We start from the raw sequence: 21199 nt of genomic DNA, 5'->3' as shown, positions 1-21199 counted from the left end.
TTATACGAAATAATCCATCTGTTCCACGATTTCACCGTGACGGATGAACTCTCTCGGTATTCTTTTGCCGAGATCGCACACGAATTCATAGTTGAATCTTCCGGACAGTCCGCTTAAGACTTCCACCGGAAGCTTTTCACCGCCGTCATTTCCTACCAGTGTCACTTTATCTGCATACTTTACATCATCTATCTCTGTCGCGTCGACCATGAACTGGTCCATGCACACGCGCCCGAGAATAGGTGCCTTTTTCCCGTGGATCAGGACATATCCCTTGTTGGAGAGACTTCTCGGATAGCCGTCACCGTACCCTACCGGGATCGTGGCTATCTTTGTTCTCCTGTCTGTAATGTACGTGCCGCCGTAGCTTACCGGCGTCCCCGCATCTACCCATTTAACGTGCGCCACATGGCTGATAAGCTCCATAGCCGGCTTAAGCGGAACATTTTCTTTATGTACTTCTTCGGACGGATACAGGCCGTAAGTAGAGATACCGGCCCGCACCAGGTCCATGTTCGCCTCCGGGACATCGATGATTCCCGCACTGTTGGAGCAGTGGTAATACGTGAAGGCCACCCCTCTCTTTTCGAGTGTTTCCTTCATCCACACATAGTTCCTGATCTGCTTCCCGGTGAAAGACTTATCGATCTCATCCGCTTTCGCAAAATGTGTATACATGCCCTCCATGACGAGATTCGGCATTTTGCTGATGCGCTCTATGATGTCCGCCGCTTCTTCCCCGATCAGGAACCCAAGTCTTGACATTCCAGTATCAAGCTTAATATGAATATATGCCTGCTTTCCTATTTTGACCGCAAGCTCAGACACTTCGCGGGCCATTTCTTCGGTGTACAAAGTCATACGGATGTCGTGTTTTATCATATCCTCCCGCTGATCGGGGAAAATGCATCCGAGAACGAGGATCGGTTTTTCGATCCCTCCATGGCGAAGGACAACAGCCTCGTCAAGTGTGGCAACCGCAAATCCCCACATATAATCCTTCGGCGAGAGCATCTTTGCGATCTGTACCGCACCGTGTCCGTAACCGTCTGTCTTGACAACACCGAGCATCTTTGCGCCGTCCCGGACGTTATTCTTCATCATTTCTATATTATATTCCACTGCATCCAGGTCTATCCTGGCACATACTCTGTTATACGCTTTCATCTATCTGTCCTCCTCTTCCTTCATGGCTCTCCCTGTGTATTCGATCAGGTCAGAGGCCATGACACTGTAACTCCCCTTGTCACGGCTTGCCAGTTCTCCCGCCCTGCCGTGAAGATATGTCCCAAGCACTGCGGCGTCTGTCAGGTCCAGTCCCTGCGCGAGCAGACCGGCAATTATACCGGCGAGCACATCACCTGAACCGGCCTTGGCCATAGATGCATTTCCGGACAGATTCACATAAGGACGGCCTCCCGCAGGCATGGTAACTGTCCGGGCATCCTTAAGCACACACGTGACACTGTACTCTTCTGCAAATTCACGCAGTATCTCTATTCTGCGCGCTCTCAGCTGCGGAATATCTTTGCCTGTCATACGGGACATTTCTTTCATGTGGGGGGTGAATATAAAGTTTTCATGCCTCAGCCGGTCAAGATACTTCTTATGGTCTGCTATCAGATTCAGTCCGTCCGCGTCTATCACACACGGCACCTCCACATTCTCCATAACCGTCCTGAGTATCTTTCGTGATTTGTCACTCGTTCCGATCCCTGAACCGACACTTACGACATCAGCCCAGTTCAGGAGCTTTAACAATTCCACTTCATCGTAAAAGTCATATGTCCTGATGATGGCCTCGGGCAGCTGCGTCTGCAGTATCACGCGGTTATCCTCCGACGTATAGATCTGAACGAGTCCCGCGCCCGCCGTATACGCTGCTCTGGCATTCAGGTAAGCCGCCCCCGACATGCCCCTGCTTCCCGCGATGACCAGCACCCTGCCATAAGTACCTTTGTTGGAATCCGCCCTGCGCACCGGAAGCAGGCTTTTATACTCACCGCATTCATACGTAAATGCCGCGTCTTTTTCCTTTTTTATCTCTGACGTATCTATCCCTATATTGACTGTCACTGTCTTACCAGCATACTCTTTTCCCGGATATAATTCCATGCCAAGCTTCATCTCCTGGAACGTCACTGTCGCGTCCGCCCGAAAGGCAGTCCCCATGACAGCGCCGCTGTCCGCGCACACGCCGGACGGAATGTCGACCGCCAGCTTAAATCCCCCGGAGCGGTTCATGGCGTCAATAAGCTCCCTGCGTTTTCCTTCGATCTCACGGTTTAATCCGACGCCGAACAGTGCATCAATGACCACACTGTAGCTGTCTTCCCTGAATTCCGTAGTGATTGCGGCGCCCGTCTGCCTCAGCCGCTTTATCTGCTCCTTTGTCTCCTTTGTGCAGTGTTCTTCTTCCCCGCAGAGAACAGCCGTGACCCTGTGCCCTTTTTCTGTCAGCATCCTTGCGGCCGCAAAGCCGTCGCCGCCATTGTTTCCGGTCCCGCATACTACGCACACATTTGTCAGGTCCAGGCCGCTTTCTTCCATGTGATCCACACACCCGGCCGCGGCACGCTCCATCAGTTCCAGTGACGGAATCCGAAGCCGGCCGGTCGTATACTCGTCTGCGCGCTTCATCTGGGATGCATTCAGTAAATATTTCATACCTCTCACCTCCTGTTATTTTCCCGGAACCTTTTTCACCCAAAGCTCCCCGGTATATAAAAGAACGTGTAAAGACAAGCCTGTTCTTCACATGCCCATCGTTACACGTTTTTATACTTCCTTATTTTTTGCCGCTGTGCTCATCGTTGTAACGGCTGATATTGTAAGACAGCCTCATGAGGCTTTCAGACAGGTGAACATTCTCGACGATAATGTGGTCAGGCAGATTCAGATCGGTATGCGCAAAATTCCAGATCGCGCGCACACCATTTTCTACAAGCATGTTTGCCACCTCGATCGCCTTTTCCTTCGGAATCGTAAGTACGGCGATCTCTACATTATTATTCTGGACAAAGTCTTTGAGTTCGTCCATCATGCGTATCGGCACGCCTCTGATCGAAACACCGTTCAGCCTCGGGTTCACATCGAAAATGCCCTTTAAGATAAACCCTCTTTTTTCAAAAGCCGCATAATTGGCAAGCGCCTGTCCCAGATTACCTGCTCCGATGATGACAATATTGTGGTCTTCCTCCAGACCGAGAATCTTGCCTATCTCTGTATATAAATACTTTACATTGTAACCGTATCCCTGCTGTCCGAAACCGCCGAAATTGTTAAGGTCCTGACGAATCTGAGATGCAGTAACTTTCATTCTCTTGCTCAAATCGTTGGAGGAGATTCTTTCGACCCCGTTTTCCAGCAGTTCCCCCAAATATCTGTAATATCTTGGCAGCCTGCGTATCACCGCCTGAGAGATTTCTCTTTCTTCCACTAGCACTCACCTTCCTGTTACGTTCTAAAAAATATTATATAGAATTGTCACTTCAAAGTCAAACTTTTAGTTGTATTTTGTCCTATTTTCGATATAATGAATGGTAGCAGCGCCCGCTTTTGAAGCATTGCAGGCGCGGCGTGGGAGGAAGTTATGATACTGGCATGTCACGGAATAAGTAAAGCATTTGGAGAAGATGTCATCGTAAGAGATGCGTCTTTTCATATAGAAGACTATGAGAAAGCCGCCCTCGTAGGGCCAAACGGCGCCGGAAAATCGACCATACTGAAAATGATGGTCGGCGAGCTTCCGGCTGACGCCGGAGAAGTCATACTCACAAAAGGAAAGACGCTCGGCTATCTGGCACAGCACCAGGAAATGACAGGCGGCAATACTATATATGAAGAGGTGAGGACGGCAAAGGCGGATATCATCGAGACCGAACGCCAGATACGCACGATCGAACTGGAATTAAAGCATCTCGAAGGAGATGCTTTAAAAGCGCGCCTTGACACATATAACCGTCTGACCGCTGCCTTTGAGCGGGCCAACGGCTATGCCTATGAAAGTGAGATCACCGGGGTTTTAAAAGGTCTCGGGTTTGACGAATCGGATTTTGCCAAGAGCGTTGACACACTGTCCGGAGGGCAGAAAACCAGGGTCTCTCTCGGCAAGCTTCTTTTGACAAAGCCTGACATTCTTCTTCTGGATGAGCCGACGAACCATCTGGACCTCAACTCCATCGCATGGCTTGAAACCTATCTGTTAAATTATCAGGGCGCCGTACTTATCGTCTCACATGACCGTTATTTTCTGAACAGAGTCGTGACGAAGGTGCTTGAGATCGAACTTGGCACACTCTCCGTCTACATGGGCAATTACAGCCAGTATGCCGAGAAAAAAAAGATGATACGGGACGCGAAGCTGAAAGAATATATGAACCAGCAGCAGGAGATCAAACATCAGGAGGCAGTGATCGAAAAGCTCCGCTCCTTTAACCGGGAGAAATCTGTCAAACGGGCCGAAAGCCGCGAGAAAATGCTATCCAAACTGCAGCCGGTCGAAAAACCAAAGGAGACGAACACAGAGATACATCTGTCGCTGGAGCCGTCCTGCATCAGTGGAAATGATGTGCTGAGCGTGGAGCATCTGGGCAAGTCCTTTCCGTCCCAGCGTCTGTTTTCCGATGTCAGCTTTGAGATAAAAAGAGGCGAACATGTTGCCGTCATCGGTGACAACGGAACGGGCAAGACGACGCTTCTTAAGATACTGAACAACGTAGTGCCTGCCGACAGCGGGACCTTTACGCTCGGAACCAATGTAGAGATAGGATACTATGATCAGGAACACCACGTGCTCCACATGGACAAGACGATCTTTGAAGAGATCTCCGACGACTATCCGCATCTCACAAACACGCAGATCCGCAATATGCTGGCCGCCTTCCTCTTCACAGGCGACGACGTGTTCAAGATGATCGGGGACTTAAGCGGCGGCGAGCGGGGACGTGTGTCACTGGCCAAGCTCATGCTCTCGGAAGCAAATTTTCTCATCCTCGACGAGCCGACCAACCATCTCGATATTACGTCCAAGGAGATTCTGGAAAAAGCCTTGAACGATTACACCGGCACTGTGCTTTATGTGTCGCATGACCGGTACTTTATCAACGAGACGGCCACAAGAATCCTTGACCTCGTGAATCAGACCTTTGTCAATTATATTGGGAATTACGATTACTACCTTGAAAAGAAAGAAGAGCTTACCGCCGTATATGCCGGATCCGGGCAGTCTGAAGATTTATCCCGGGCGCAGGAGGCCGTGTCCGAATCTAAACTGAGCTGGCAGGAACAAAAGGAAGCCCAGGCGAAGGAACGGAAACGCCAGAATGATCTGAAAAAGACAGAAGAACGGATCACTGCTCTGGAAGAGCGCGACACTGAGATAGACATCCTCATGACACAGGAAGAGGTATACACGAATTCCGTACAATGTCAGGAGCTGGCGGCAGAGAAAGCCGCAATCCACACAGAGCTTGAAGAATTGTATATAAGATGGGAAGAGCTGGCTGATTGATCCCGGACACTCTCCCGCCAGAGAACGGGGCGCGCATTGATTACTTAATGTGCGCCCCGTGTATTTTCCCTGTATTAAATAATAACAGCAAGAATAATGAAAGATTCGTGTAAAATACCTGATATAATATTGCAGAGAAAGGAGGGGACCGCAATGCAGATCAACATTATAAGTGTAAAAGCAGCAATAGACTACATTGAAAGCAATTTAGCCGGCAAACTGGATTTGGAAATAGTAGCCAATGCGGTCCATTATTCCAAGTATCATCTGCACCGTGTGTTTATAGACACAGTCGGTCTGACAATTCATGACTATGTGCAGCGGCGCAGATTGACTGAAGCTGCTAAACTGCTTGTGTTCTCCGATAAACCTATTATTGAGATCGCTTTGACCGCGGGTTACAAAAGTCAGCAGTCATTTACCACTGTATTTAAGCACATGTACAAAAAAACTCCAAACCAGTATCGAGAGGCAGAGGAGTTTTACCCATTACAGCTTACATATATTCTGAATGATAATCCCACAAAGACCAGCACAGATATTGATTGGCAGGCAGACATTGTTTATGCTGTGGAAAACGATATTCCGGCCTGGATGGATCTGCTTTGTCTTGTTGTAGATGGTTTTCCTTACTTGAATGAAGATGAATATTTGGAGCGGTTAAAACAAAGTGTCCAAAAAAAGCAGGCGCTCATAATGAAAGACAAAAATATTATCATCGGCGCAATGATATTTAACAATGCGGCAGGGAGCATTGATTTCTTAGGAATACACCCGCAATACAGAAAAAATGATATTGCCAAAGCTTTTTTGCAAAAGGTAAGGGGTGAACTCTTGACCGATGTTCCGATAAGTATTACAACTTTCAGAGAGGGCGATAAAGCCGACACCGGATATAGAAAAGTATTCCGGCAATTAGGCTTTTCCGAGGCAGAACTGCTCATAGAGTTTGGTTATCCCACACAAAAGTTCATTCTGCAAAAACAAAATCATCTGTCATTGCCTGGTCTGTAATACATGAGGCTGCCGCATAGTGCGGCAGCCTCATGTATCTGCTGTTATGGCGGTTTATTTCCATGGACGGTTTCTTCCAAGCCATCCTTTTTCTTCCCAATAGTTCTTGTCTGTTTCTGTCGTGCCTGTTCGTTTCTGCATAAATCTCATGATATAGAACAGAATCCTTACCCGCAGTCCCGGCGTAACTTTCGACGCATCATGCTCTATTTTTTCGGCAAGATTATGGACCGCTGTCTCTATCTTCTCTCTGTTCGTGTCGTCTATCCCGCCACCTACAGCGACGCCGTACGTATATATTCTGGCCACCCCCCAGTATCTGAGACTGTCCGTCATGTCCCGCAGCGCCTTTTTCATTCCGGCGCCCGCTGCTGTTGTGATACAGACAGCCTGCTTGCGAAACATGGATGCGTCCGGGCGGTGTACCATCCACCGGTAACCGTAATGATCCAGAAGTGCTTTCATCTGCCCTGACACATGGTACACCAGAACAGGTGACGTGAACACGAGCAGATCTGCTTCGTCTATCATCTCTGTGATCCGCCGCATATATATGAGATAATCCGGACACTTCTTTTCATCCTGGCGGATACACACCGCGCAGCCGCGGCAGAATTCCGGCATATCTTTCGGAAGAAACAGTTCCTTAACTGAATCTTCCTCAGACGCTGTCCTCTCAATAAACATCTTTCCAATCGTATATGTGGAGCCCTTCTGCATGGTTCCGTTGATCATCAGTATCTTCATTTTAGTTCTCCCCTTTATCGTCCTTACATCTGGTGTCTCACTATGGTATACTCACCTTATTATCAGTACAGACCGTATTTTAACCTCGTACACGCGAAAACACAATTTGGCACCCAGCCTTTTTCATGTGCTGCGTACCAAAACGTGCCGTACATATTCGTCTATGCGAGTTTTTCTGCTATTGCCTTTATAAATTCTTCACTATTTAACACCACTGGTTTCTCCACGGTCGTGATGAGTGCCAGGTCTTTTGTCATTTTTCCCTCTTCTATCGTGTCTATGGTCGCTTTTTCCAGTCTGTCGGCGAATTCCATAAGCTCTCTGCTGCCGTCCAGCTCTCCGCGCTTTCTGAGCGCGCCGGACCATGCGAATATGGTGGCCACGGAGTTTGTGGATGTCTCTTCGCCCTTCAGATGTTTATAATAATGTCTCTGAACGGTGCCGTGTGCCGCCTCGTATTCATAGTATCCTTCCGGCGATACAAGGACAGATGTCATCATGGCAAGAGAACCGAATGCAGACGATATCATATCGCTCATCACATCCCCGTCGTAATTCTTGCACGCCCATATATAGCCGCCTTCTGACTTCATGACGCGGGCCACCGCATCGTCGATCAGCGTGTAAAAATATGTAATGCCAGCCTCTTTAAATTTGTTCTCGTACTCTTCCTCAAAGATCTCCTGGAAAATGTCCTTGAATGTATGGTCATATTTTTTAGAGATCGTATCCTTTGTGGCAAACCAGAGATCCTGCCCGATATCGAGTGCATAATTAAAGCAGCTCCGCGCAAAACTCTCTATCGACTCATTGACATTGTGCATCCCCTGTACAATACCCGCGCCGGTGAAATCATGTACGAGTTCCCTGCTCTTCGATCCGTCTTTGGCCGTATATACGAGTTCTACTTTTCCCTCGCCCGGGATCTTCATCTCCGTACCTTTGTAGACGTCTCCGTACGCATGTCTTGCAATTGTGATCGGCTTTTTCCAGTTCTTCACACACGGCTCGATCCCTTTGACTACGATCGGAGCGCGGAATACAGTACCGTCAAGGATAGCACGGATCGTTCCGTTAGGGCTCTTCCACATCTCTTTCAGATCGTATTCCTCCATACGGGCGGCATTCGGTGTGATGGTCGCGCATTTTACAGCCACTTTATACTTCTTCGTCGCATTTGCAGAGTCGACCGTCACCTGATCGTCTGTCTCATTCCTGTGTTCAAGGCCGAGATCGTAGTATTCTGTATTTAATTCAATAAACGGTTCCAGCAGATTCTCCTTGATCATCTGCCAGAGGATTCTTGTCATCTCGTCCCCGTCCATCTCTACGATTGGTGTTGCCATCTTGATTTTTGCCATTTTCTGTAACTCTCCTTTTCTTTTTACTCCTCTATGTGAAGGTTTTCCATCACTTTCATAATATGCGCGTTGGCAAGCCGTTCCGCCCTGTCGGCATCCTTAAGCTTGATCGCCTCGAGTATCGCGCGGTGTTCCTCTATGGACTTTTCCGCCCTTTCCTTTGCGCCTACGGACATCGTTCTCGCCATCTGCACGTATTTGTGAAAATCAGATAATACATGTTCCAGTATACGACTATCCGACGCTTCATACAAGACTTTATGGAACTTTCCGTCCAGTTCGCTCACCTGCTCTGCCTGCTCGCTTCCTTTCTTTCCGAGATGAAATTCCGACAGCAGGATGATCTCTTCCAGCTCTTCTATCTGCCTGTCCGTAATATGCTCTGTCGCCCAATGAGCGCACAGACCTTCCAGCATAGAACGTATTTTGTAGATGTCGTGCACATCCTTCTGTGTTATCCCGGTGACATATGCTCCCTTGTTCGGAACGATCGTCACAAGCCCTTCCAGTTCGAGCTGCCGCAGCGCCTCCCGGACCGGCGTCCTGCTGACCCCCAGCGTCTCCCCAAGCGTGATCTCCCGCAGTTCATCGTGTTCTTTATACACGCCGGAGAGGATATCCTCCCTCAGCTTCTGGAAAACCCTGCCCCGCAGAGACCTGTCCTGATACTCTTCCATTACTTCTGTTTACCCCCAATGATTTATTTAAGACATATTCCAAGCTGTTTACAGGCCGTTTCTATGACGCCTGTAAGTTCCTCGTCAGTCAGAACAGTGACGCGGCCGTCCTCATATTCCCTGTCGACCCACGCTTTTACCATCGCCACAAGTTCAGAACTTTTATCCACCTGCTCATCCTTTCGCAGCCGGTAGTATGTATTGATCCAGTGGGCGATGCCCGCAAGGCCCGACGTGTTGGATACGGCCACGAGCGCCGGCCGGTTTAAAAACTTCTCCGTATCAAATATATTATAAATCTCTTCATTTTTCAAGAGCCCGTCTGCATGAATTCCGGCTCGTGTCACATTAAAATTTCTCCCGACAAAGGGCGTCCTGGAGGGAACCCTGTATCCGATCTCTTTCTCGTAATATTCTGCCAGCTCCGTGATGGCTGTCGTATCCATCCCATCCAGCGTCCCCCGGATCTGGGCATACTCAAATACCATCGCCTCCAGAGGCGTGTTCCCGGTCCTCTCCCCTATGCCAAACAAAGAACAGTTTACGCCGCTTGCCCCGTACAGCCATGCCGTTGTTGAATTGCTGACCGCCTTGTAAAAATCATTGTGCCCGTGGAACTCTATGAGACTGCTCGGCACGCCGGCATGGACGCGCAGGCCGTAGATGATTCCCGGAACAGAGCGGGGAATCACAGCCCCCGGATAGTTCACCCCGTAACCCATCGTATCGCACACGCGGATCTTGATCGGTATCTTATATTCTTCCATCAGATGCATCAGCTCAAGACAGAACGGAATGACGAAACCATAAATATCTGATCTTGTGATATCCTCCAGATGACAGCGCGGACGGATCCCCGTCTCCAGGCACTCGCGTATCACGGACAGATAATGTTCCATTGCCTCCCGCCTCGTCATCTTCAGCTTGTAAAAAATATGATAGTCAGAGCAGCTTACGAGAATGCCCGTCTCTTTCAGCCCGATCTCTTTTACAAGTTCAAAGTCTTTCCTGCTGGCCCTGATCCAGCTCGTCACTTCCGGAAACTCATACCCCCGTTCAAGACATTTGTACACAGCGTCCCGGTCTTTGCCGCTGTATAAGAAAAACTCACACTGCCGGATCTTCCCCTTCGGTCCGCTCAGCCTGTGAAAATAATCGTACATGGTCACGATCTGTTCTGTACTGTAAGGAGCCCGTGACTGCTGCCCGTCCCGGAAAGTCGTATCCGTGATCCATATCTCATCCGGCATGCTGTGCGGCACGATACGGTCATTAAACGCGATCTTCGGTATCTCATCATAATGAAAAAGGTTGCGGAACACATTCGGTTTTTCCACGTCCACAAGCGGATACATATGCTCCTCCAGCTGCAGCAGATTTGAATGTTTATCAAGATATACTTTCCTGTCTTCCATCATTATCTCTCCTTCTGAATAAATAGTGCGGCGCTTCAGCGCAGTGCCGCCTTAATATGTATAATTGTATACAATTATACATTCATTGTCAAGAAAATTATTCCAAAAAAGAGCCCGTTCTCTGCGACGGAAGATGAACTCACCCGTTCTCTTCACGTTGCAGGGAACTGACTCTGTATTATCACTTAAGAACTGTCTCCTTAATTCAGCCGGACCATCCGGTATCCGATTCCGATATGAGTCTGAATACACTGCGGCTGACTGCTGTTCTTTTCAATTTTCTTTCTGAGAGAAGCCATATAGACGCGAAGTGACGACATGTCGCTCTCAATGGCATTGACCCATACCTTATCGAGAATAAACTGGTATGTCAGCACCTTTCCGACATTCTGGGCCAGAAGGCAGAGCAGGCTGTATTCGAGCGGCATCAGATGGATCTCCTGCTCACCTACATACACTGTGCCCGCACCGTAGTCAATAGTAAGGCTGCCATTGTGAAATACGCTCGGCTCCTCCTCCCCTTTTTGTGTCAGATACTGGATCCGCCGCAGCGTTGACCGGAGTCTTGCGAGCAGTTCCTCCACGCTGAACGGTTTCGTCAGATAATCGTCTGCCCCTGCATCAAGGGCGTCTACTTTATCTTTATCATCACTTCTGGCACTGATCACAATTATAGGGGCCACCGACCATGTGCGTATCTTCTTGATCACATCCACACCGTCCATATCGGGGAGTCCCAGATCCATCAATATGATATCAGGATTCCCGGAGGCCGCCGACATGACTGCCTGACTCCCGTTTGCAGACGTCATGTATTTATAATTCTGGGATTCCAGCGTTGTTGTTATGAGATTTCTGACCGGCGCGTCATCTTCCACTACAAGGACGTACGGTTTTCCGTTCGCTGTCATAATATTACTTCCTCCACTTCAAGTTCAAATCTAAATACCGCACCATGCGGCACATTGTCATACACTTTTATCTCACTGCCGTGTGCTCCTACCACCGCCTGGCAGAGCGTAAGGCCAAGTCCCATTCCGCGCCGGCCGTCCGACACCGTATTGCTGGACGTATAAAACATCTGGAACAGGCGGTCCTTTTCGTCCTCCTTTATACCCGGACCATTATCCGCGACAGTGACGACCGCCTTGTCACCATGACGCCTGGCCTTTATCATGATCTCAGAGTGGGGCGGCGTATATTTGACCGCATTGTCCGTCAGATTGATAATTACCTGCAGCATCAGTTTGACGTCCATCCGGGCCATGAGAAGTTCATCGCACTCAACTGTGATGACCTGTTCCCGTCCCCTGCGGTTTACGTGCCTGAGCGCCTCGGTTATGACATCCTCCAGTATCTCTCCCTGTATATTGAGCTCCATCGAGCCATTCTCAATTCTTGTGACAGACAGCAGGTTCTCCACAAGATTGACGAGCCACATGGAATCATCGTATATATCCTTATAAATGGCATTCCTCTGCTGCCGGCTCAATTCACTGTCATTTCCCATCAAAGTCTCTGCGTTTCCCGAAATACTCGTCAGAGGCGTGCGCAGATCATGCGAGATAGACCGTAGCAGATTCGCCCTGAGCTGTTCCTTCTGAAGCTTTACGTCTGCCTCTTTCCGTTCTATGATCAATTCTTCCTTCTCCAGAGCAAACGCACATTCGTTCAGTATCGCACCCATGATCCCCTCCTCGAAAGCAGGGATCTCTCTTAGCTGCATATCTATCGCCACGACCGCAAACACTTTATCTGCGCTGCGCACTGCCATACAGAGGCACCGCGCCCCCGGAAGCGTCTGCGTGGAGTATCCTGCATGCTTATTATTCTGGTATGTCCATTGTGCCACGGCAAGCTCGTCATCCTCCAGCATATCAGGCGCGGTCTCATCTGCCTTGCACACGACCGGCCTGTTTTTCTTCTCCGGCCTCCCGAGATAGAAATAAACATTCCGTTCCAGCAGCATATTGAGCTGCTCGGCCGTCTTCTTTGCTATATTCTCAAGCGTCCCTGCATCCTGGAGCTTTCGGCTCGTCTCCAGAAGGATCTCCGTCCGGTACGCCTTTTTTGCGTTCTGCCTCGCATAGTTTTTTACCTTTTTCGTCAGGGCTGAACTGATGACAGCTGTAATAAACATAACACAGAAAGTGATCAGATATCCGGGGTCATTTACCTGCAGCGTACGGTACGGCTCTGTGAAGAAAAAGTTGAATATGAGAATGCTCATTACACTTGCGATGATCCCCCAGACCTGACGGCTTGTAAACACGGCGGACATGAGCACACTGAGCATATAGACCATCACGATATTGGCCGCGCTGAAACCAAAGAAACGGTTCAGCAGAAACGCGATAGCTGTGGAGCATATAAGGCTCAGCACACATACAACGGCATCCTTGGCCGTACTGCTCTGCACATCCGCCGGTTTTTTTCTCCTTTTTTCCGCTCTGTACGATTTGTCATAAGTATCCGGGATAAGGAAAATCTCCAGCGTCGGCGCCAGCCTGCTCAGCTGCTCTGAAAAACTGTCTTTGATAAACAGAAGCCTGCGCCGTGTATATGTCCTGCCAAGTACGATCTTCGTGACCCGGGCCACCTTGGCGTAAGCCGCGATCTCTTCTACAATATCACTCCCATACGAAGTGACGATCTTCGCGCCGAGCTGTTCTGCCAGCCGCATATTTTCATTCATCTGCCGTATATCCGCTCTGGACCGGTCAGAGGCTTCCGGCGTCTCAACGTACAGCGCCGTAAAATCGCCGTGGAAGGCCGCCGCCATTCTGGCCGCCTGGCGGATGACCGTTCCGTTGGAGGGAGACGGAGACAGACAGATGAGGATATGTTCCGCCGTCCCGTTCCTTAAAGGAGTCATCGTATCCCGTGCGCGGTTCACACGGTCGGCCATTCTTCGCAGGGCAATTTCTCTCAGTGAGACGAGATTCTCTTCTGTGAAAAAATTACCCATTGCCCGGTCCGCCCCGCTTTTCCCGTAAATTTTCCCCTCTTTCATCCGTTCCAGCAGTTCTTCCGGTTCTATGTCGACCAGTTCTGCCTGATCCGCCCCGTCAAACACTGAATCCGGAATCCGTTCCTTCACAATGACGCCCGTAATTCCGGCGATCAGATCGTTCAGGCTTTCCAGGTGCTGTACATTTACAGTCGTATGCACGTTAATACCTGCTTTCAGCAGCTCTCTTATATCCTGGTACCGCTTTTCATGGCGGCACCCCGCAGCATTCGCGTGTGCAAGCTCATCTATGAGAATCAGTTCCGGTCTGCGTTCAAGCGCTGCTTCCAGATCAAATTCCCGCAGGATCATATTGCGGCGCGGCAGCTCTTTTGCCGGAAGCATTTCCAGCCCTTGGGCCAGCGCCATCGTCTCCGGCCTTGTATGGGGTTCGATATAGCCGGCGACGACGTCAATACCCGCCTCTTTTGCTTTCTGGGCAGACTGCAGCATGGCATACGTTTTCCCTGTGCCTGCCGCATATCCGAAAAAAATCTTAAGTTTTCCTCTTCCGTGCCGCTTTGCGCGCGCATCCGGAATTATTTTGTTTTCTTCTAAATCCATCATTTTCACCTGCGTATATCTTACTTCAAAATGTCGTCCAATGCAAGATTTAGCTTACGCGCATACGCAGCGTTTCACTCTCTTATGCCGCGCCTGCTTTCTTCGAGTGGTTCGCAAGCAGGCTGCGCAGAAAAAAACTTGTCTTCTGCAAGGCCCCCGGTTCCGTCTTTGGCATACAGTCTTCCATCGTATAAGCCGGCTCTACTTTCTGCGTCCTGTCATAGACAGCATATGCGTCCATATTGCGGTTTGCCGGCACAAACGTAGAGTCCAGCGACCATGCCGCGCGAAAATGCCGCATCGCCTCCGGGTGTTTTCCCTGGCTTTCCAGCACAATGCCCATCAGATTATGGGGCACTGCGCTGTCCGGATATTGCTCCATATATTTTGGTATCAGTTCCATACAGCTTTCCCAGTCTTCATTCTCGACATATTCCTTTACCTTCGCGCAAAGCTCTGCCATCTGCGGACCGTCTGTACCGGCCTGATCTTTTTCTCTGTTTTTCATCATCCACTGCCTCCTTGATTCTTCTTCCTTTCTAAACTCATCATAACAGTCGTCATATAAAATAGGTGTTAAAGGATGTGCCGCCTGTATTAAAATAAAATAAAAAAAGAAGAAGACTTTCATCTTCTCCTGTTTTCATAGCGTATCAACGTTTTCAGATAATGCATCAGGTCTTCATAACGCAGGTCTGGATCCTCCTTGCTCTCCACATAGTCCAGACTCATGGCCGCCGCACATAAAAAGTCCTCCGTTATGTTCATCCTCTCCCGCTGCAGGAATTCAACCTTCTCCTCTTTTGTATCCAGATCGAGAAACTCCATGATCAGACTCTGTCCGTTTCCGGCCTCACTCTCTTCCTCCAGCTCAAAACGGTACTCCTGTCCCCTGTCCGGATATTTCTCCGCGTCTACTCTGCCCATAAACTGCTCAAGCGGCCTGGCGTATACCGGATGTTCCCTGTAAAGGCCTTCATAAATGACAAGCTGCTGTGCCGTTTCAGAATGCGACGCCACCGCCAGAACCTCATACAGGTTCCCCTTAAAATGGCGGTAACGTTCTCCTTTCTGAGGAATGTGATGTTCCATATGCATCTCCCCTTTACACTAATATAATTTTGCTCCGATCTCCCTCGGACGGAATCCTTCATCCTCCAGCGCCTGCATGATCTCATGCTTATGCTCTGTCCCGAATGCTTCCATTGTGATACGAAGCTCCACCGCGGCGTTGCGGTTCGTACTTACGAACTGGTTATGCTCAAGCTTGATGACATTACCCTGGGCGTCCGCGATCGTAGCCGCTACACGTACAAGCTCACCCGGCTTATCAGGCAGAAGCACGGACACGGAGAAGATACGGTCTCTCTGTATCAGTCCGTGCTGTACGATAGAGGACATCGTGATCACGTCCATATTGCCGCCGCTTAAGATCGCTACCGCTTTCTTTCCTTTTAAGTCCAGCTGCTTCAGCGCAGCTACAGTGAGCAGGCCTGAATTTTCCACGACCATCTTGTGGTTCTCCACGAGATCGAGAAAAGCCCCTATGAGCTCATCGTCTTCTACCGTGACGATCCTGTCTACATTCTCCTGTACATACGGGAATATTTTCTCACCGACCCGCTTTACAGCCGTACCGTCCGCAATTGTGTTGGCGCTCGGAAGCGTGACCGGACCTTCGTTGGCGAGCGCGGCTGTCATACTGGCTGCCTGGGCCGGCTCCACACCGATGATCTGGATCTTCGGATTCAGCATCTTTGCCAGGGTAGATACGCCTGAGATAAGGCCGCCGCCGCCGATCGGCGCGAGTATGTAATCTACCGTAGGCAGTTCCTGCACGATTTCCATTGCAATGCTTCCCTGCCCCGTAGCCACATCGAGATCATCAAACGGATGGACAAATGTATATCCGTTTTCTTCCGCAAGCTTAAGCGCATAGTCACATGCATCGTCGTACACGTCGCCGTGGAGAATGACTTCCGCCCCGTAGCTCTTTGTCCGGTTCACTTTGATGAGCGGAGTCACTGTAGGCATCACGATCGTAGCTTTGCAGCCATACTTCTGGGCCGCATAGGCGACTCCCTGGGCGTGATTGCCGGCAGAGGCCGTAATGAGGCCCTTCCCGCGTTCTTCTTCCGACAGAGTGCTGATTTTATAATAAGCGCCCCTGACTTTGTAAGCACCTGTGTACTGCATATTCTCCGGCTTCAGATATATCTTTCCGCCGCTTTGCTGGCTTAAATACTCACTGTAGACCAGCTTGGTGGGATTGGTTACTTTTTTTACGAGCTCACTTGCCTGCTCGAATTTTTCTAGTGTCATCATATGAATACCTCCCTTTTTTCTCCTATTTATTCTTCCGGCTTTTCAGTCGTGAATAACGCATTAACAAATTCGTCCGCATCAAACTTCTGCAGATCTTCTATCGTCTCTCCAACCCCGATATACTTCACCGGAATTCCGAGCTCCGCCTGGATGGCGACTGCTATGCCGCCTTTTGCCGTCCCGTCCATCTTCGTCAGGATGATTCCGGTGATATCGGCAACTTCATTAAATTCCTTCGCCTGCATAAGAGCATTCTGTCCTGTCGTCGCATCGAGGACAACAAGCGTTTCCCTGTAGGCATCCGGAAATTCTCTGTCTATGATACGGTTCATTTTCTTCAGTTCTTCCATCAGGTTCTTCTTATTGTGCAGCCGTCCTGCCGTATCACAGAGCAGCACGTCTGCATGACGTGCCTTTGCGGCCGCCACAGCATCATATACGACCGAAGCCGGGTCTGACCCCTCCTGGCCGCCGATAAGCTCGGCCTGAGCCCGGTCTGCCCATTCCTTCAACTGTTCCCCCGCCGCCGCGCGGAAGGTATCCGCCGCCGCAAGCACGACTTTTTTATGGCGGCTTCTCAGTTTCCCTGCCAGTTTTCCTATTGTCGTTGTCTTTCCGACCCCGTTTACACCGATGACCATCACGACAGAAGTCCTGTCCTCAAACTCGTAGGCCGTTTCACCGATATCCATCTGCTCCTTGATACTGTCTATCAGAAGCTGCCGGCACTCGGACGGCTCCTTGATATGTCTGGCTCTGACCTTCTCTTTCAAGTCTTCCAGTATATTGTCGGTCGCCTGGACACCGAGATCTCCCATTATGAGAACTTCTTCCAGTTCTTCATAAAACTCTTCATCGATCCTGGAGAATCCGCTGAATATATTGTCCATGCCGGAAATGATATTATCTCTCGTCTTCGTAAGACCGGAGACGAGCCGCCGGAAAAATCCTTGCTTTTCCCCGGATTCCTGCTTCACTTCTTCCATTTTAACTTCCTCGGACATAACCCCTCCTATTTATCCAGCTGCTCTTCGAGTAAGCTCACAGAGACCATGGTAGATACACCTTTTTCCTGCATGGTGATTCCATAGAGCCTGTCTGCAGCCGTCATTGTTCCTCTTCTATGTGTGATAACTATAAACTGTGTATTCTTCGTCAGTTTATGCAGATATTTTGCAAATCTTACAACATTGCTGTCATCCAGCGCCGCTTCGATCTCATCCAGCAGACAGAACGGTGACGGTTTCAGGTTCTGGATGGCAAAAAGAAGGGCGATTGCGGTGAGCGCCTTCTCCCCGCCAGACAGCTGCATCATATTCTGCAGCTTCTTCCCCGGCGGCTGTGCGATGATCCGGATGCCTGCCTCCAGAATATCCTCATCCTCCATCAGCTCAAGCGTACCCTTTCCCCCGCCGAACAACTCCTTGAACACATGGTCAAATTCCCCGCTTATAAGGTCAAACTGTTCCCTGAACTGCTTGCGCATCGCTTCATCCAGTTCCTCGATGATCTGCACGAGCGTGGCCTCTGCCTCCACGAGGTCATCGTGCTGGTTTTTAAGAAATTCATACCGCTCGGACAGAATTTTATAATCCTCGATCGCGTTGACATTGACATCTCCGAGTCCCTTTATCTCGCCCTTTAACGTCTGGATCTGCTTCTTCATCCGCGCAAGGTCTGTCAGTGATTCATCCCTTATTTCCAGCGCATGGTTATATGTGACCTCATATTCTTCCCACATATAATTCATCTGCTTCTCAGAAGCTTCCTCGTAGCCCTCTTTCTGGCTTTCGAGCCGGAATATCTCTTTATCCAGCTCCGACATATGCCGGGACAGCTCTTCCCGCTTCTGCAGAAATACCTTATGTTTTCTGTTCAGTTCTTCCCGCTCCTGCTTCAGCCGTTCAATCTCCTGCTGGATCTCGGCAAACAGTTCTTTTGAGTTGATGATCGTATTTTTCAGATCCTCTATCTGCTCTTCTTTTTCCTCGATTTCCCTGGAGGTACCGCCTTTGCTGGCTTCCAGCTCACTGAGCTCCTCCTGGAATTTGGCGATCTCTTCCTGGATACGTTCTGTATTTTCAAGCAGGAACGTATACTTCTGCTCTAATCCGGCATAGGACAGATGGATCTCTTCCGCGGCTTTCTGCTTCCGCCCCTCTTCTTCCCGTTCAGCCTCCAATATCTTCTGTTCTTTTTCTATCTTGTCTGTAAGTTCCTTCTCAAGACTCTCCGATGTATCCAGTTCTACATTGATGGACTCCTGGTTGTCAATGATATCTGTGATCTGGCTGTCCAGCTCGTCGGCTTCTCTCTTAAGACCGGACGCCGAGTTTCTGGCGGTCCGTATTCTGGCCTCCGCCTGGTCCACATTCATCTTTGCCGTATTCTGGATGACGTATGCTTTCTGCAGCCGGCTTTTCAATTCTTCCAGCTTATCATAATATCCGGTGCGCTCCTGACGCAGTGCGTCGGACGCTGCCTCCAGCTCGTCGATCTCCCGTTTGAGCTGTCTGACCGTCTTTTCAAATTCTTCTATCTCACGGCGTCTGCTCAGCAGATTGCTTGAATTCCTGAATGCGCCTCCGGTCATGGAGCCTCCCGGATTGATCAGTTCTCCCTCAAGTGTAACGATGCGGATGGACTGCCTGTATTTCCTCGCTATGGCGATCCCGTGATCTATGTGATCCACAACGAGAGTCCTTCCGAGGAGATATTCTGCCAGTCCTTTGAACTTTTCTCCTGTCGTGACCAGCTTGTCCGCCGTGCCGACCACGCCCGGCTCCTTCAGCGCCTCCTGCCTGTAGATGCCCCCGTTTGCCTTAATGGCCGTAAGCGGAAGGAACGTTGCTCGCCCGTACTTGTTCTGTTTCAGAAACTGAATCATACGCTTTGCAGTGTCCTCATCAGAAGTCACGATATTCTGAATGCTTCCTCCGAGAGCTGTCTCCACCGCGATCTCATAGTCTTTATCCACTTTTATAATATCGGCCACGACTCCGAGAAGTCCTTTTTCCTTCTCCCTGTTGTCCATAACTTTACGGATACTGTTGCCGTAACCGTCATACCGCTCCGTGATGTTCTTCAGAGACTCAAGCCTCGACTGCTCCCTGTGATATGCTGTCTGGCCGATGCGGAACTGTTCGTTCTGGCCGGCAAGCTTATCCTGGACCACCTTGATCTTGTCTTCGTATGTACTGCTCTCTTCTGTCAGCTCTATGATCTGTCCGGATATCTCTCTGAGTTCCTTCTGGAACGTTTCCAGATGTACTTCCTGCTTTGCGGCTTCGCTCTCACACTCGATGACCTGCTTGTTCATCTGGCTCTTTCGCACCTCGATCTGTTCCAGCATCGTGTCATAGCGCTGGATCTTGGCTTTCGTAGATGCCCTGCTGTTCAGCAGTTCGATAATATCCTTCTTATTGCTCTCGACGGATGCCGTCAGCGTGGCGATGCGCGTCTCCACCTCGATCAGCTCTGCCCTGGCCAGGCGTTCAAGCTTCCCCTTTTCATCCAGCTCCGCCTGAATACTCTCCTGTTCCGTGACAAGTTCCGTCAGCTGCTTTTCTCTTTCTGCTATCTCACTGTCGATCGTTTTCGCACGCTGGTCATAGTGCTCGTCGTTCATATGCGCGCTGTGGATCTGTTCTTTTAGGAGCGCTATCTGGTTCTCCAGCTGCTGTTTCAGCATATTTGTCTCATTCAGCTGGCTTTTTGCCTTTTCTACCGACGCGTCGATGCTGTCGACCTGCTCTTCCACGGACTCGTATTCTGTCTTCATGTCCTCATAACGGCTGTTCGCCTCATCCAGTTCTGCCCGCGTGGTATCGAGTCTGCCGTCAATGCTTTGTATCTGATCGCTCAGCCGCTTCGTCTCCAGCAGAAACATATTGATGTCATATTTTTTCAGCTCTTCTTTTTTCTTCAGGAACTCCCTTGCCTTCTCGGCCTGCTTTTCAAGCGGGCCGACCTGTTTTTCAAGCTCCGAGAGGATATCGTTTACCCGGAGCAGATTCTGCCTTTCCTCCTCCAGCTTCTTTACCGACATGTTCTTCCGCCGTTTGAACTTCACGATACCGGCGGCCTCGTCGAACAATTCCCTGCGCTCTTCCGGTTTTCCGCTTAATATCTTATCTATCTGGCCCTGTCCGATGATCGAGTAGCCTTCTTTTCCGATGCCGGTATCATAGAACAGCTCATTGACATCTTTCAGCCTGCAGCCGCTTCCGTTGATCAGATATTCACTCTCCCCGGAACGGTAAAGCTTTCTGGCCACCGTCACTTCCTCATAGTCTATTGGAAGATGATGGTCTGAATTATCCAGCGTGATCGCCACAGACGCATAACTCAGAGGCTTTCTGTTCTCCGTGCCGGAAAATATGACGTCCTGCATGCTGCCGCCGCGCAGCTGCTTCACTCTCTGTTCACCGAGCACCCAGCGCACCGCGTCTGCGACATTGCTCTTCCCGCTTCCGTTCGGCCCTACAATGGCAGTTATGCCGTTATGGAAATCAAATTTTATCTTATGTGCAAATGACTTGAATCCCTGCACTTCTATGCTTTTTAAATACATA

At 49.8% G+C, this 21199-nt stretch carries 16 protein-coding genes; 2 read left to right on the top strand and 14 right to left on the bottom strand.

Annotated elements, in window-relative coordinates; all coding sequences use genetic code 11:
• From alr to LAJLEIBI_RS08125, 3 genes are all read right to left on the bottom strand, one after another.
• On the bottom strand, nucleotides 1-1167 hold the full coding sequence (gene alr / locus LAJLEIBI_RS08135; protein ID WP_006441301.1) for an alanine racemase: 1167 nt from the start codon (nucleotides 1165-1167) through the stop codon (nucleotides 1-3).
• Nucleotides 1168-2667 (bottom strand): bifunctional ADP-dependent NAD(P)H-hydrate dehydratase/NAD(P)H-hydrate epimerase, encoded by a 1500-nt coding sequence (locus LAJLEIBI_RS08130; RefSeq protein WP_006441300.1) that lies wholly within the window; start codon nucleotides 2665-2667, stop codon nucleotides 1168-1170.
• Between the two features lie 121 nt (nucleotides 2668-2788).
• Nucleotides 2789-3439: a redox-sensing transcriptional repressor Rex gene (locus LAJLEIBI_RS08125; protein ID WP_040434516.1), complete on the bottom strand. Its 651-nt coding sequence runs from the start codon at nucleotides 3437-3439 to the stop codon at nucleotides 2789-2791.
• 153 nt (nucleotides 3440-3592) lie between these two features.
• On the opposite strand from LAJLEIBI_RS08125, the gene LAJLEIBI_RS08120 reads away from it, so the two are divergent.
• Nucleotides 3593-5512, top strand: coding sequence for an ABC-F family ATP-binding cassette domain-containing protein (locus LAJLEIBI_RS08120; RefSeq protein ID WP_006441298.1), 1920 nt, complete (start codon nucleotides 3593-3595; stop codon nucleotides 5510-5512).
• 153 nt (nucleotides 5513-5665) lie between these two features.
• Nucleotides 5666-6526, top strand: a complete 861-nt coding sequence (locus LAJLEIBI_RS08115) for a helix-turn-helix domain-containing protein (protein WP_040434514.1) — start codon at nucleotides 5666-5668, stop codon at nucleotides 6524-6526.
• Between the two features lie 54 nt (nucleotides 6527-6580).
• Here the strand turns inward: LAJLEIBI_RS08115 and LAJLEIBI_RS08110 are convergent, their stop codons facing one another.
• The 11 genes from LAJLEIBI_RS08110 to smc form a co-directional block, all read right to left on the bottom strand.
• Nucleotides 6581-7273 carry a flavodoxin family protein gene (locus LAJLEIBI_RS08110; protein ID WP_006441296.1) on the bottom strand — a complete coding sequence of 231 codons (693 nt, stop codon included), beginning with the start codon at nucleotides 7271-7273 and terminating at the stop codon, nucleotides 6581-6583.
• A gap of 161 nt (nucleotides 7274-7434) precedes the next feature.
• The gene (locus LAJLEIBI_RS08105) at nucleotides 7435-8634 is read right to left on the bottom strand and encodes an NADP-dependent isocitrate dehydrogenase (RefSeq protein WP_006441295.1); all 1200 of its coding nucleotides are present in this window, start codon (nucleotides 8632-8634) and stop codon (nucleotides 7435-7437) included.
• A gap of 23 nt (nucleotides 8635-8657) precedes the next feature.
• Nucleotides 8658-9311, bottom strand: a complete 654-nt coding sequence (locus tag LAJLEIBI_RS08100; protein WP_006441294.1) for a GntR family transcriptional regulator — start codon at nucleotides 9309-9311, stop codon at nucleotides 8658-8660.
• A gap of 23 nt (nucleotides 9312-9334) precedes the next feature.
• Nucleotides 9335-10726, bottom strand: coding sequence for a beta/alpha barrel domain-containing protein (locus LAJLEIBI_RS08095; RefSeq protein WP_040434512.1), 1392 nt, complete (start codon nucleotides 10724-10726; stop codon nucleotides 9335-9337).
• Nucleotides 10727-10926: 200 nt separating this feature from the next.
• Complete coding sequence (locus LAJLEIBI_RS08090; RefSeq protein WP_006441292.1) at nucleotides 10927-11637, bottom strand: response regulator; 711 nt, start codon at nucleotides 11635-11637, stop codon at nucleotides 10927-10929.
• Nucleotides 11634-14303, bottom strand: coding sequence for a sensor histidine kinase (locus LAJLEIBI_RS08085; RefSeq protein WP_006441291.1), 2670 nt, complete (start codon nucleotides 14301-14303; stop codon nucleotides 11634-11636). The genes LAJLEIBI_RS08090 and LAJLEIBI_RS08085 overlap by 4 nt, the downstream gene beginning before the upstream one ends.
• Before the next feature lie 79 nt (nucleotides 14304-14382).
• On the bottom strand, nucleotides 14383-14811 hold the full coding sequence (locus tag LAJLEIBI_RS08080) for a tetratricopeptide repeat protein (protein ID WP_242654891.1): 429 nt from the start codon (nucleotides 14809-14811) through the stop codon (nucleotides 14383-14385).
• A gap of 116 nt (nucleotides 14812-14927) precedes the next feature.
• On the bottom strand, nucleotides 14928-15392 hold the full coding sequence (locus LAJLEIBI_RS08075; RefSeq protein WP_040434506.1) for a DUF1653 domain-containing protein: 465 nt from the start codon (nucleotides 15390-15392) through the stop codon (nucleotides 14928-14930).
• Nucleotides 15393-15410: 18 nt separating this feature from the next.
• Nucleotides 15411-16625, bottom strand: a complete 1215-nt coding sequence (gene ilvA / locus LAJLEIBI_RS08070) for a threonine ammonia-lyase (RefSeq protein ID WP_006441288.1) — start codon at nucleotides 16623-16625, stop codon at nucleotides 15411-15413.
• Between the two features lie 26 nt (nucleotides 16626-16651).
• Nucleotides 16652-17629, bottom strand: coding sequence for a signal recognition particle-docking protein FtsY (gene ftsY, locus LAJLEIBI_RS08065; protein ID WP_006441287.1), 978 nt, complete (start codon nucleotides 17627-17629; stop codon nucleotides 16652-16654).
• An 8-nt stretch (nucleotides 17630-17637) separates the two neighbouring features.
• The gene (gene smc, locus LAJLEIBI_RS08060) at nucleotides 17638-21198 is read right to left on the bottom strand and encodes a chromosome segregation protein SMC (protein WP_149301910.1); all 3561 of its coding nucleotides are present in this window, start codon (nucleotides 21196-21198) and stop codon (nucleotides 17638-17640) included.
• Nucleotide 21199: the final 1 nt, after the last annotated feature.

Source organism: [Clostridium] hylemonae DSM 15053, from assembly GCF_008281175.1.
Classification (GTDB): domain Bacteria; phylum Bacillota; class Clostridia; order Lachnospirales; family Lachnospiraceae; genus Extibacter; species Extibacter hylemonae.
This window is presented reverse-complemented; position numbering and strand designations above follow the sequence as displayed.

Coding starts and splice junctions, on each gene's coding strand:
- LAJLEIBI_RS08080 (WP_242654891.1), bottom strand. CDS start 14,811: ATGATGAAAAACAGAGAAAAAGATCAGGCCGGTACAGACGGTCCGCAG.
- LAJLEIBI_RS08090 (WP_006441292.1), bottom strand. CDS start 11,637: ATGACAGCGAACGGAAAACCGTACGTCCTTGTAGTGGAAGATGACGCG.
- LAJLEIBI_RS08105 (WP_006441295.1), bottom strand. CDS start 8,634: ATGGCAAAAATCAAGATGGCAACACCAATCGTAGAGATGGACGGGGAC.
- ftsY (WP_006441287.1), bottom strand. CDS start 17,629: ATGTCCGAGGAAGTTAAAATGGAAGAAGTGAAGCAGGAATCCGGGGAA.
- LAJLEIBI_RS08095 (WP_040434512.1), bottom strand. CDS start 10,726: ATGGAAGACAGGAAAGTATATCTTGATAAACATTCAAATCTGCTGCAG.
- LAJLEIBI_RS08085 (WP_006441291.1), bottom strand. CDS start 14,303: ATGATGGATTTAGAAGAAAACAAAATAATTCCGGATGCGCGCGCAAAG.
- LAJLEIBI_RS08120 (WP_006441298.1), top strand. CDS start 3,593: ATGATACTGGCATGTCACGGAATAAGTAAAGCATTTGGAGAAGATGTC.
- LAJLEIBI_RS08115 (WP_040434514.1), top strand. CDS start 5,666: ATGCAGATCAACATTATAAGTGTAAAAGCAGCAATAGACTACATTGAA.
- alr (WP_006441301.1), bottom strand. CDS start 1,167: ATGAAAGCGTATAACAGAGTATGTGCCAGGATAGACCTGGATGCAGTG.
- LAJLEIBI_RS08075 (WP_040434506.1), bottom strand. CDS start 15,392: ATGGAACATCACATTCCTCAGAAAGGAGAACGTTACCGCCATTTTAAG.
- smc (WP_149301910.1), bottom strand. CDS start 21,198: ATGTATTTAAAAAGCATAGAAGTGCAGGGATTCAAGTCATTTGCACAT.
- LAJLEIBI_RS08130 (WP_006441300.1), bottom strand. CDS start 2,667: ATGAAATATTTACTGAATGCATCCCAGATGAAGCGCGCAGACGAGTAT.
- LAJLEIBI_RS08100 (WP_006441294.1), bottom strand. CDS start 9,311: ATGGAAGAGTATCAGGACAGGTCTCTGCGGGGCAGGGTTTTCCAGAAG.
- ilvA (WP_006441288.1), bottom strand. CDS start 16,625: ATGATGACACTAGAAAAATTCGAGCAGGCAAGTGAGCTCGTAAAAAAA.
- LAJLEIBI_RS08110 (WP_006441296.1), bottom strand. CDS start 7,273: ATGAAGATACTGATGATCAACGGAACCATGCAGAAGGGCTCCACATAT.